The organism is Citrobacter freundii complex sp. 2024EL-00216, assembly GCF_043945515.1.
Classification (GTDB): domain Bacteria; phylum Pseudomonadota; class Gammaproteobacteria; order Enterobacterales; family Enterobacteriaceae; genus Citrobacter; species Citrobacter portucalensis.
Genome location: NZ_JBIMRA010000002.1, coordinates 71496 through 84498 on the forward strand (window position 1 = coordinate 71496; position 13003 = coordinate 84498).

Here is a 13003-nt window from a genome sequence, read left to right on the forward strand (position 1 = left end):
ACGACTATTAACTATCTCGGGCGTCACGATCAGATATAAGTTTGATAAATAATTTCTTGTTATTTAATGCTAAATGTATACATTCCGTACGAATATTTGTACCCGCCTTTATCTTCTGTACACCTTTGCATCGTAATGGCTGCAACAAAATCAGGCGCAAAGAATGGAGGCCAGGCGGCGTGGTGTAAGTGTGGTAATTCATACATTACCCTTTATACTGCCCTTTCATCTTTCGCGTCGTTTAACAGGTCATAAACACGAATGAGTCAGTCTGACACAACGGTTTCCACCCGATTCTCCCTGTTACCAGGAAGTATTACCCGTTTCTTCTTATTACTGATCGTTGTGCTGTTGGTGATGATGGGTGTTATGGTCCAGAGCGCCGTCAACACCTGGCTAAAGGATAAGAGTTATCAGATTGTCGATATTACCCATGCCATTCATAAAAGGGTCGATACCTGGCGATACGTGACCTGGCAAATCTATGACAATATTGCCGCTACAACCAGTTCGCCAGGCGCAGATGGGCTACAGGAAACGCGTCTGAAACAAGATATCTATTATCTTGAGAAACCCCGCAGAAAGACTGAAGCGCTGATTTTCGGCTCGCATGACAGTTCTACACTGGAAATGACCCAGCGCATTTCAACGTATCTGGATACGCTGTGGGGCGCGGAGAATGTCCCGTGGTCAATGTATTACCTGAATGGTCAGGATAACAGCCTGATCCTCATCTCGACGTTACCACTGAAAGATCTTACCTCCGGTTTTAAAGAATCGACGATTGGGAATATTGTCGATTCCCGACGCGCTGAAATGCTGCAACAGGCTAATGCGCTGGATGAGCGTGAAAGCTTCTCTTCTTTGCGCCGCCAGGTCTGGCAGAACGGACATTACTTCACGCTACGCACGACCTTTAATCAGCCAGGGCATTTGGCCACCGTTGTCGCCTTTGACCTCCCCATTAATGACCTGATCCCTCCCGGGATGCCGTTGGACGGTTTCCATCTGGAACCTGATGCCACCTCAACAACCGAGCATGTTACTGAAAAAGAGTCACCAGACAGCGTCAGTATCAGCTTCAACAATGGCAAGATTGAAATCTCTTCAGCGCTGAATTCAACGGATATGCGACTGGTATGGCAAGTTCCATTTGGCTCCTTGCTGCTGGATACGCTGCAAAACATTCTGCTGCCGCTGTTATTGAACATCGCATTGCTGGCCCTGGCGCTGTTTGGTTATACCACCTTTCGCCACCTCCCTGCCCGTTCGACTGAAGTGGCGCCAAACCTTGCGGCAAATAATGAGCTGCGTGTTCTGCGCGCAATCAATGAAGAGATTGTTTCCCTTCTGCCGCTGGGATTACTGGTACACGATCAGGAAGCAAACCGCACGGTAATCAGCAATAAAATTGCCGACCACCTGCTGCCGCATTTAAATCTGCAAAACATCACCAATATGGCAGAGCAGCATCAGGGAGTGATTCAGGCCACCATCAATAATGAACTGTATGAAATCAGACTGTTTCGCAGCCAGATCTCCCCGAGAACGCAGATCTTTATCATTCGTGACCAGGACCGCGAGGTGCTGGTCAATAAGAAGCTGAAACAAGCGCAGCGGCTGTATGAGAAAAACCAGCAGGCCCGCGCGGCCTTTATGCAGAATATTGGCAGCGCGCTGAAAGACCCCGCGAAAACGCTCGCTGCTAATGCCGCCGCGCTCAATACTCCAGACAGCCAGAAACTGGCCAATCAGGCCGACGTTCTGGTGCGCATGGTGGACGAAATCCAGCTAGCCAACCTGCTGGAGAACGATGCCTGGAAAGGTGAATCTACACTGTTTTCCGTGCAGGCATTAATTGACGACGTGGTTCCGGAGGTTCTGCCGGCCATTAAGCGTAAAGGGCTGCAGCTACTGATTAAAAATCACCTAAGCGCCCATGATGAACGCCGTGGCGATCGCGATGCCTTGCGCCGTATTTTGCTGCTGTTGATCCAATATGCGGTAACCACCACGCAGATTGGTAAAATCACGCTGGAAGTCGACCAGGATGAGTCAGAGGCCGAACGCCTGACCTTCCGCATTCTGGATACCGGGGAAGGCGTCACATTAAATGAAGTTGATAATCTCCATTTCCCATTCATTAATGACACGCAGGGCGATCGATACGGCAAGGCCAACCCGCTGACGTTCTGGTTGTGCGATCAGTTAGCCCGTAAGCTTGGCGGACACCTGAATATCAAAGCGCGGGAAGAGCTTGGAACACGTTATATAGTCCATGTTAAAATGCCGCTGCACGATCAACATGCTGATAGTGAAGAGCGCCTGTTAGATGACGTCTGCGTAATGGTTGATGTGACCTCAAATGACGTACGTAGCATTGTATTACGTCAGTTGGAAAACTGGGGGGCAACCTGCATCACGCCTGATGAACGGTTGAATAGTCAAGAATATGATCTCTTTTTAACAGATAATCCGTCTAATCTTACTGCCTCGGGCTTACTTTTAAGCGATGATGAGTCTGGCGTACGGAAAATTGGCCCCGGTCAGCTGCGCGTCAACTTTAATATGAGCAATGCTATGCAGGAAGCTGTCCTTGAGCTGATTGAAGAGCAACTGGCACAAGAAGAGTTCCAGGAACTCCCCCTCGGCGGAGATGAAAACGCCGAACTTCATGCCAGTGGTTACTACGCTCTCTTTGTAGACACAGTACCGGATGATGTTAAGAGGTTGTATACTGAGGCGGCTATCAGCGATTTCGCTGCGTTAGCCCAAACGGCCCATCGCCTGAAAGGCGTGTTTGCCATGCTTAATCTGGTACCCGGCAAGCAGTTATGTGAAGCGCTGGAACATCTTATTCAAGAGAAAGATGCTCCAGGTATAGAAAAATACATCAGCGACATTGACGTTTACGTCAAGAGCTTGCTGTAGCAAGGTAGCCCAATACATGAACACTATGAACGTAATTATTGCCGATGACCACCCGATTGTACTGTTCGGTATTCGTAAATCACTTGAACAGATCGAGTGGGTAAATGTTGTCGGCGAATTTGAAGACTCCACAGCACTGATCAACAATTTGCCTAAGTTAGATGCTCATGTGTTGATTACCGACCTCTCCATGCCGGGAGATAAATACGGTGATGGGATCACGTTAATTAAATACATCAAGCGCCATTTCCCGAGCCTGTCGATTATCGTTCTGACCATGAACAACAATCCGGCTATCCTGAGCGCGGTACTGGATCTCGATATTGAAGGGATCGTACTGAAGCAAGGTGCGCCTACCGACCTGCCAAAAGCGCTGGCCGCGCTGCAGAAAGGTAAGAAATTTACCCCGGAAAGCGTGTCTCGTCTGCTGGAGAAAATCAGCGCTAGCGGCTATGGCGACAAACGTCTGTCACCGAAAGAGAGTGAAGTTCTGCGCTTGTTTGCCGAAGGTTTCCTGGTTACTGAAATCGCTAAAAAGCTCAACCGCAGCATTAAAACCATCAGCAGCCAGAAAAAATCGGCAATGATGAAGCTCGGTGTGGAAAACGATATCGCACTGCTGAATTACCTCTCCTCCGTGACGCTGAGTCCGTCAGACAAAGAGTAATTCTTTATCACGTCAAAATGCCTGATGGCGCTGCGTTTATCAGGCCTACGAACACACAGCATCGTGCACGTTTCGTAGGCCGGATAAGACTAACGCCGCCATCCGGCTCTTTTATTCCCTATCCCCGCGTTTTTCTCACTCTTTCCGCATAGACCGCCAGCGTTTGCTTCAATACGTCTAAGGTCACCGGCTTGGACAGACAGCTATCCATACCTGATTCCAGACAACGCTGCTTCTCTTCGGCCAGCGCGTTTGCCGTTACCCCCACAACAGGCAGCGTTAACCCTAGCTGGCGGATACGCTGCGTCAGGCGATAACCATCCATATTTGGCATGTTGACGTCACTCAGCACGATATCGATATGGTTTTTGCTGAGTACATTGAGCGCATCCACACCGTCATTCGCCGTTTTACACTGATATCCCAACGATCCCAGCTGATCGGCCAGTAAGCGCCGGTTGATAGGGTGATCGTCAACAACCAGGATCATCATGTCATCGTTCGTCGCACCGGCTTTATCCGGGGCTGGCAACGCCGTGGAGAGATCTTCACTCCCCAGCTCTACGCTATAGATATGCGCCAACAGCGCAGGCAGTTCGTGCGGTGACGCAACGCTGTGTACCCATTCTCCAGGCTCTCTTTCCAGCGGAATGCCAATATGGCGGCGGCAGAAAATTACCGCTGCCCGCCCCTGCCACGCCTGTTCCAGCACATCGTCAGCCACCAGCAGGTCATCCGCATCGGGCTGTTGTCCCTCATATCGCAGCACCGTCATCCCGTTACGCGTCAGGCTGGATTCGAGAAATTGGTACAGTGACGCATTGCGTACTGCCAGCCAGCAACGCGTGCCAGCCAATCCTTCTACACCCTTTTTCAACGGATACTGTGCGCCATAAAGCGGAATACGCAGCGTAAACTGACTCCCCATTCCCGGCTCGGAATCGACGGAAATATCCCCATCCATCATGCTGATCAGTTTTTCACAAATCGCCAAACCGAGTCCCGTTCCCTGGAAATTACGCTGTACGCCAGTCCCCACCTGGAAGAAAGGATCGAACAACCGAACCACCTCTTTGGCAGGGATCCCTACACCGGTATCACGCACTCGAATGCTCAGGTAGTCACCGCTGCACTGCACGTGCAGCACAATACAACCGGTATCGGTAAACTTGATTGCGTTACTCAGCAGATTAGAAATCACCTGTTGTAAACGCATCGGATCGCCATTCAGCGCCACGGGCACATCCGGGTCGATAAAGCAGTACAACCCCAACTGCTTGCGGACCACCAGCGGCAAATAGTTAGCCGTAATATGGTTCATGACTTCACGCGGTGAAAACTCTCGCGGCTCAATCTTCAGCTGTTCAGATTCAATTTTTGAGAAGTCGAGAATATCGCTGATAATTTTCAGCAGCAGGCTGGAAGAGTTATTCATCGCCGTTACCAGACGATCCACCCCACTCGGTAACTCTTTGGTTTGCAACAAATCAAGGTTTCCGATAATGCCATACAACGGTGTACGTAGCTCATGGCTCACCGTAGCAAGGAACATCGATTTGGACTGGCTGGCCTGTTCCGCCGCCTGCGCCATCTCCTGCAACGACTCTTCCATTTTAACGCGCGCACTGACATCAACCAGGACACAAATTGCCACATTTTCATTGCGATAGCGCGAGTGCACAAAGCTGATTTGCAGATTGGTATTGTTGCTGGTTAGCACATCAACAAAATTGACCTGTTGGCCGCAAATAATTTGCGTTAACCGCTGACGGTCTTCATGCGTCAGCATATTCAGATAGGTGTGCGCCAGTTCGTTACTCAGGATGTTAATCCCATCCATCGTGCGCAGAATACAAATACCCACCGGCGCAGAAGCTACGATTTTACGGTTAAACTGCTCATGTTCTTCCAGCCGCTGAGCATCGCTTTCCGCTGGAATAAAAATGCGCCGTTCATACATGCGCGTGAGCATAAACAATGCCGCGCCAACCAGCACGTTCAACAAGATAGCGTTCAGGATCATCATGCGGATCCGCTCCAGCACCAGATCGACCGGAACGGAGTACACGATGCTCAGGGAGGACGGAGGCAGATTCTTCTTCAACACCAGCTCGCGGAAACCCGGCGTGTAGCCAAACCAGGAGCGTTCCTGCATCCAGTGGGGCTCAGCCTTAATATTCCCTTCAGGGCCAGTGAGAGAAATTAGCGCATGCCCATTTTCGTCGAGGATGGTCACACCCATCGGTAAGCTGCCCGGCGTGAAGAAATTCTCCATGCGAATAGGCTGCTCTACGCCCAACAGCGCCTGGAGGCGATTGGCGAGGTAAACCGGCGTCAGCGCATAGAAATACCCTACTCCCGGACGCGGCCCCTGGCTGATCCAGAACAAGTTGTTGCCGTTTTCATCTTGCGTAGCATTGCGATACTTAATAATGCGCTCATGCAACGCCTTCAGGGCCTCGTCACGTTCGACAGGCATATCACGCAAGCCGAAATTGGCCATACAGAGGTTGTCGCTGCCAATCAGGAACACTCGATTTAAATCATAGGCGGCGGAAAAGTTGTCGCGCCAGTAGCGCATAAACCATGCCAGTGATTCCAGAGAACCTCGCCAGGCGTTGCCCATTACAGAACAGTCGGAGTCGGCAAACAGCGGCTCAAAATTAGGCACGACGGTTTTATCATCTCGCGCCCGCAGCGACATCACACCGTTTTCTGCCGTTAAGCGATTCTCGGCAATATATTTCAGCTCTTTAATGACATCAGATGTGCGCTGAATGTAGCGCTGGGCCTGATCGGAGCTGAGATTAAGTTCCTGATGGATCTCAGACTCTCGCTGGTGCAGCGCATTCACAATGTAGAACACGGAGGTGAACGCAATCAGACACCAGATAACGAGCGCCAACGCTCTGAACAGGTAGCGTGAAACTTTTAGGGTTGAATGAACGGAAGCAAGGTATTTCAAAGGGGCGAAGCTCCGCCTCAGGGCATTAATAGAGTGTGGTTAAGGTAGCGGTAAATGTCTTTTGTCGCAATGCCATTAAAAAAAGGGCCGGATTTCTCCGGCCCTTTTTATAGCGTCTTAATTACTCGTCAGCGTCATCCGCTGCTGCATCATCATCGCTTTCCGCTTCAGGTGCGATATCCTCGTCACCTTCAGCTGCGCTTCCGTCGATGGAATCGAGCTCTTCATCATCAACCGGTTCAGCAACGCGTTGCAGACCCACGACGTTTTCGTCTTCCGCAGTACGGATAAGGATCACACCCTGGGTATTACGCCCTACCACGCTGATTTCCGACACGCGAGTACGTACCAGCGTACCTGCGTCGGTGATCATCATGATCTGGTCGGTATCTTCAACCTGCACTGCGCCAACAACGGAACCGTTGCGCTCGGTAACCTTGATGGAGATAACGCCCTGGGTCGCACGAGACTTGGTCGGATACTCTTCCGCCGCCGTACGTTTACCGTAACCGTTCTGAGTAACGGTCAGGATCGCACCTTCACCGCGCGGAACGATCAGCGATACCACGCTATCTTTTTCCGCCAGCTTGATACCGCGTACACCTGTCGCGGTACGACCCATTGCACGGACAGCATCTTCTTTAAAGCGCACCACTTTACCTGCCGCAGAGAACAACATGACTTCGTCACTGCCGGATGTCAGATCTACACCAATCAGTTCGTCGCCTTCGTTCAGGTTAACCGCAATAATACCGGCAGAACGTGGACGGCTGAACTCGGTCAGCGCCGTTTTCTTCACGGTACCGCTGGCGGTTGCCATGAAGACGTTCACGCCCTCTTCGTACTCACGTACTGGCAGAATTGCGGTAATACGTTCGTTAGCTTCCAGCGGCAGCAGGTTGACGATTGGACGTCCGCGTGCGCCACGGCTTGCTTCCGGCAACTGATAGACCTTCATCCAGTACAAACGACCACGGCTGGAGAAGCAGAGGATCGTGTCATGGGTGTTGGCCACCAGCAGGCGGTCAATAAAGTCTTCTTCTTTAATGCGCGCTGCTGATTTACCTTTACCGCCACGACGCTGCGCTTCGTAATCGGTTAACGGCTGATATTTCACGTAGCCCTGATGAGACAAGGTTACGACAACATCTTCCTGGCTAATCAGATCTTCGATGTTGATGTCAGCGCTGTTCGCGGTGATTTCGGTACGACGAGCGTCACCGAACTGTTCACGAATCAGCTCCATCTCTTCACGGATAACTTCCATCAGACGATCGGCGCTGCCCAGAATGTGCAGCAGTTCAGCGATCTGTTCCAGCAGCTCTTTGTATTCGTCGAGCAGTTTTTCGTGCTCAAGGCCGGTCAGTTTCTGCAAACGCAGATCCAGAATCGCCTGGGCCTGCTGTTCAGTCAGATAGTACTGACCGTCACGCACGCCAAATTCCGGCTCCAGCCATTCAGGACGCGCGGCGTCATCACCGGCACGTTCCAGCATGGCGGAAACGTTGCCCAGTTCCCACGAACGCGCAACCAGCGCAGCTTTCGCTTCAGCCGGGGTCGGCGCGCGGCGGATCAGTTCGATGATCGGATCGATGTTCGCCAGCGCAATCGCCAGCGCTTCAAGGATGTGCGCACGGTCGCGGGCTTTACGCAGTTCAAAGATAGTACGACGGGTTACGACTTCACGGCGGTGACGTACGAACGCGGCAATAATATCTTTCAGGTTCATGATCTTCGGCTGGCCATGGTGCAATGCAACCATGTTGATACCGAAGGAAACCTGCAGTTGGGTCTGGGAATAGAGGTTGTTCAGAACCACTTCCCCGACCGCATCACGTTTCACTTCAATCACGATACGCATACCGTCTTTGTCAGACTCGTCACGCAGCGCGCTGATGCCTTCAACGCGTTTGTCTTTTACCAGCTCGGCGATTTTCTCAATCAGGCGCGCTTTGTTTACCTGATACGGAATTTCGTGAACGATGATGGTTTCGCGGCCCGTTTTGGCATCCGCTTCGACTTCCGCGCGTGCGCGAATGTACACTTTGCCACGACCGGTACGGTAGGCTTCTTCGATACCACGACGACCGTTGATGATCGCGGCAGTCGGGAAGTCCGGACCCGGAATATGTTCCATCAGCCCTTCAATGCTGATGTCTTCATCGTCAATATATGCCAGACAGCCGTTGATCACTTCGGTCAGGTTGTGCGGCGGAATGTTGGTCGCCATACCTACCGCGATACCGGACGAACCGTTCACCAGCAGGTTAGGAATTTTGGTCGGCATGACGTCAGGAATTTGTTCAGTGCCGTCATAGTTGTCGACGAAATCAACCGTTTCTTTTTCCAGGTCAGCCATCAGCTCATGGGCGATTTTCGACATACGGATTTCCGTATAACGCATCGCCGCTGCGGAGTCGCCATCGACAGAACCAAAGTTACCCTGACCATCTACCAGCATGTAGCGCAAGGAGAATGGCTGCGCCATACGAACAATGGTGTCGTAAACGGCGATATCACCATGAGGGTGGTATTTACCGATTACGTCACCAACGACACGGGCAGATTTTTTATAGGCTTTATTCCAGTCGTTGCCCAATACGTTCATGGCGTAAAGTACGCGACGGTGAACCGGTTTCAGGCCATCTCGGACGTCCGGCAGCGCACGGCCAACAATGACCGACATCGCATAATCCAGATAGGAGCTCTTCAGCTCTTCCTCAATGTTGACCGGTGTAATTTCTCTCGCAAGGTCGCTCATCTAACCGCTATCCCTCTACTGTATCCCGGATTCAAAGGTCGCAAATTATAACACATCCGTGCAGATTCAGGTAAATGGATTCCCCCTGACAGTGGCTTTATTCATCCCGTCAGGCTGATATACTCATTTGCATCGCAAATTTAGGAGTAGAAGCCCCAATGAATGCCGAAAAACCTCCGGTAGCTCACAACGTTGACCATGAAGAAATTGCCAAGTTTGAAGCAGTCGCGTCACGCTGGTGGGATCTTGAGGGTGAATTTAAGCCGCTGCACCGCATTAACCCACTGCGTCTGGGCTATATTACTGAGCGCTCAGGCGGCCTGTTTGATAAAAAGGTACTCGACGTCGGATGCGGCGGCGGTATTCTGGCAGAGAGCATGGCGCGCGAAGGTGCTACCGTCACCGGACTGGACATGGGTTTTGAACCGCTGCAGGTAGCAAAACTGCATGCACTGGAAAGCGGTATCCAGGTAGAGTACGTACAAGAAACCGTCGAAGAGCATGCGGAAAAGCATGCACATCAGTATGACGTTGTCACCTGCATGGAAATGCTGGAGCACGTGCCAGACCCACAGTCAGTGGTCAGAGCTTGCGCCAGGTTGGTCAAACCGGGTGGTGAAGTATTTTTCTCCACGCTTAACCGCAACGGCAAATCCTGGCTGATGGCGGTGGTCGGAGCGGAATATATTCTGCGCATGGTGCCGAAAGGCACGCACGATGTGAAAAAGTTTATTAAGCCTGCTGAATTATTAGATTGGGTTGACCAGACCGTACTGAAAGAGCGCCATATGACCGGCCTGCATTACAACCCCATCACCAACACCTTCAAACTTGGCCCGGGCGTTGATGTGAACTATATGGTACATACCACCGCCAAGGTTGATTAACCGCTCCTGTAGGCCGGATAAAGCGTGCAACGCCGCCATCCGGCATGCCTACTGGAACCATGCCTGATGACGTTTCGCTTATCAGGCCTACAAATCCTGTGCCAGATCATAAGAACTTTCCTTGCCTTAGATGAAGAAATCAGCACTCGATCAAATTTTCTATTTTTTTTCTCAATTATTGACATCCCCGCCAGGCCTTATAAGACGCGCACTTAGCGATTATCACCCTTTTGCAACCTCAATTTAACCTCAAAATCAACTCTTGTGCTGAAAAGAATCCCTACTAGAATACTCACCATATAGCGTCTATTTTATCAAACAACCCCTACATATAGTATTTATCCACAGACTTAGTCACAACATGACTCTGTGGATAATATGGGGGATATTTTTTCTTTCACGGACAGGTAAAAAACCACATGAATCAGAGTCTGCTGGTGACAAAGCGTGATGGTAGTACAGAGCGCATCAATCTCGACAAAATCCACCGAGTTCTGGATTGGGCGGCAGAAGGACTGAATAACGTATCGATTTCTCAGGTCGAGCTGCGCTCCCACATTCAGTTTTATGACGGAATCAAGACCTCCGACATCCATGAAACAATCATCAAAGCAGCCGCCGACCTGATCTCCCGCGAAGCGCCGGATTATCAATATCTGGCTGCCCGTCTGGCGATTTTCCATCTGCGTAAAAAAGCGTACGGTGAGTTTGAACCGCCAAAGCTGTTCGACCATGTCGTGAAAATGGTTGAAATGGGCAAATACGACAATCATCTGCTGGAAGACTACACGGAAGAAGAGTTCAAGCAGATGGACTCGTTCATCGTACACGACCGTGATATGACCTTCTCCTACGCTGCGGTGAAGCAGTTGGAAGGTAAATATCTGGTGCAAAACCGTGTTACCGGTGAGATCTATGAAAGCGCACAGTTCCTCTACATTCTGGTAGCGGCTTGCCTGTTCTCTAACTATCCGCGTGAAACACGTCTGCAATATGTAAAACGTTTCTACGACGCCGTTTCTACGTTCAAAATCTCGCTGCCGACGCCAATTATGTCCGGCGTGCGTACCCCTACGCGTCAGTTCAGCTCCTGCGTACTAATCGAGTGCGGCGACAGCCTGGACTCCATCAACGCAACCTCCAGCGCAATTGTGAAATACGTTTCTCAGCGTGCCGGTATCGGCATTAACGCTGGTCGCATCCGTGCGCTGGGTAGCCCGATTCGCGGCGGTGAAGCGTTCCACACCGGCTGTATTCCGTTCTACAAGCATTTCCAGACTGCGGTGAAATCCTGCTCTCAGGGTGGCGTACGCGGTGGTGCAGCCACGCTGTTCTACCCAATGTGGCACCTGGAAGTTGAAAGCCTGCTGGTCCTGAAAAACAACCGTGGCGTCGAAGGCAACCGCGTTCGTCACATGGACTATGGCGTACAGATCAACAAGCTGATGTACACCCGTCTGCTGAAAGGCGGCGACATCACCCTGTTTAGCCCGTCCGACGTCCCGGGTCTGTATGACGCGTTCTTCGCCGATCAGGATGAGTTCGAGCGTCTGTACACCCAATATGAAAACGACGACAGCATCCGCAAACAGCGCGTGAAAGCGGTTGAGCTGTTCTCACTGATGATGCAGGAACGTGCCTCGACCGGTCGTATCTACATTCAGAACGTTGACCACTGCAACACCCATAGCCCGTTTGATCCGGTTGTCGCGCCGGTACGCCAGTCCAACCTGTGCCTGGAAATCGCCCTGCCAACCAAACCGCTGACCGACGTTAACGATGAAAACGGCGAAATTGCACTGTGTACGCTGTCCGCATTTAACCTGGGCGCTATCGAAAGTCTGGACGAACTGGAAGAGCTGGCCGTACTGGCGGTACGTGCGCTGGATGCGCTGCTCGATTACCAGGATTATCCGATTCCGGCCGCCAAACGCGGTGCGATGGGTCGTCGTACGCTGGGTATTGGCGTGATCAACTACGCTTACTGGCTGGCGAAAAACGGTAAACGCTACTCTGACGGCAGCGCCAATAACCTGACTCACAAAACCTTTGAAGCGATTCAATATTACCTGCTGAAGGCTTCTAACGAGCTGGCAAAAGAGCAAGGCGCATGCCCATGGTTTAACGAAACCACCTATGCGAAAGGTATTCTGCCGATTGATACCTATAAAAAAGATCTTGATGCTATCGCTAACGAACCGCTGCATATGGACTGGGAACAGCTGCGTGAATCTATCAAGACTCACGGCCTGCGTAACTCCACGCTGTCAGCCCTTATGCCGTCCGAGACCTCTTCACAGATCTCCAACGCCACCAACGGTATTGAACCGCCACGCGGTTACGTGAGCATCAAAGCATCGAAAGATGGGATTCTGCGTCAGGTCGTGCCGGACTACGAACACCTGCACGACGCATACGAACTGCTGTGGGAAATGCCAAACAACGACGGCTATCTGCAGTTGGTAGGCATCATGCAGAAATTTATCGATCAGTCGATTTCCGCCAACACCAACTACGATCCGTCGCGCTTCCCGTCCGGAAAAGTACCGATGCAGCAGTTGCTGAAAGACCTGCTCACCGCCTACAAATTTGGTGTCAAAACGCTGTATTATCAGAACACCCGTGACGGTGCGGAAGACTCTCAGGACGATCTGGTACCGTCCATTCAGGACGATGGCTGCGAAAGCGGCGCATGTAAGATTTAATCTTTTGCCGGGTGGCGTAACGCTTACCCGGCCTACAAATTAATTCGCGGTATTGTAGGCCGGATAAGCAAAGCGCATCCGGCAGTA

At 51.3% G+C, this 13003-nt stretch carries 6 protein-coding genes; 4 read left to right on the forward strand and 2 right to left on the reverse strand.

Features of this window, described 5'->3' with window-relative positions; all coding sequences use genetic code 11:
• The first annotated feature begins 261 nt into the window (after positions 1-261).
• Complete coding sequence (rcsD, locus tag ACHHZ7_RS02795; RefSeq protein ID WP_060683514.1) at positions 262-2931, forward strand: phosphotransferase RcsD; 2670 nt, start codon at positions 262-264, stop codon at positions 2929-2931.
• A 16-nt stretch (positions 2932-2947) separates the two neighbouring features.
• The gene (gene rcsB, locus ACHHZ7_RS02800) at positions 2948-3598 is read left to right on the forward strand and encodes a response regulator transcription factor RcsB (protein ID WP_003027592.1); all 651 of its coding nucleotides are present in this window, start codon (positions 2948-2950) and stop codon (positions 3596-3598) included.
• A gap of 118 nt (positions 3599-3716) precedes the next feature.
• Here rcsB and rcsC read toward each other — a convergent pair whose 3' ends face one another.
• Both rcsC and gyrA read right to left on the reverse strand, forming a co-directional pair.
• Positions 3717-6563: a two-component system sensor histidine kinase RcsC gene (rcsC, locus tag ACHHZ7_RS02805; RefSeq protein ID WP_060683513.1), complete on the reverse strand. Its 2847-nt coding sequence runs from the start codon at positions 6561-6563 to the stop codon at positions 3717-3719.
• Between the two features lie 121 nt (positions 6564-6684).
• Positions 6685-9324: a DNA topoisomerase (ATP-hydrolyzing) subunit A gene (gyrA, locus tag ACHHZ7_RS02810; protein ID WP_057066395.1), complete on the reverse strand. Its 2640-nt coding sequence runs from the start codon at positions 9322-9324 to the stop codon at positions 6685-6687.
• A 158-nt stretch (positions 9325-9482) separates the two neighbouring features.
• On the opposite strand from gyrA, the gene ubiG reads away from it, so the two are divergent.
• Positions 9483-10211 (forward strand): bifunctional 2-polyprenyl-6-hydroxyphenol methylase/3-demethylubiquinol 3-O-methyltransferase UbiG, encoded by a 729-nt coding sequence (gene ubiG, locus ACHHZ7_RS02815; protein WP_060683512.1) that lies wholly within the window; start codon positions 9483-9485, stop codon positions 10209-10211.
• Positions 10212-10630: 419 nt separating this feature from the next.
• Positions 10631-12916 (forward strand): class 1a ribonucleoside-diphosphate reductase subunit alpha, encoded by a 2286-nt coding sequence (nrdA, locus tag ACHHZ7_RS02820; protein WP_003834667.1) that lies wholly within the window; start codon positions 10631-10633, stop codon positions 12914-12916.
• Positions 12917-13003 lie beyond the last annotated feature (87 nt).

Coding starts and splice junctions, on each gene's coding strand:
- rcsD (WP_060683514.1), top strand. CDS start 262: ATGAGTCAGTCTGACACAACGGTTTCCACCCGATTCTCCCTGTTACCA.
- rcsB (WP_003027592.1), top strand. CDS start 2,948: ATGAACACTATGAACGTAATTATTGCCGATGACCACCCGATTGTACTG.
- gyrA (WP_057066395.1), bottom strand. CDS start 9,324: ATGAGCGACCTTGCGAGAGAAATTACACCGGTCAACATTGAGGAAGAG.
- ubiG (WP_060683512.1), top strand. CDS start 9,483: ATGAATGCCGAAAAACCTCCGGTAGCTCACAACGTTGACCATGAAGAA.
- nrdA (WP_003834667.1), top strand. CDS start 10,631: ATGAATCAGAGTCTGCTGGTGACAAAGCGTGATGGTAGTACAGAGCGC.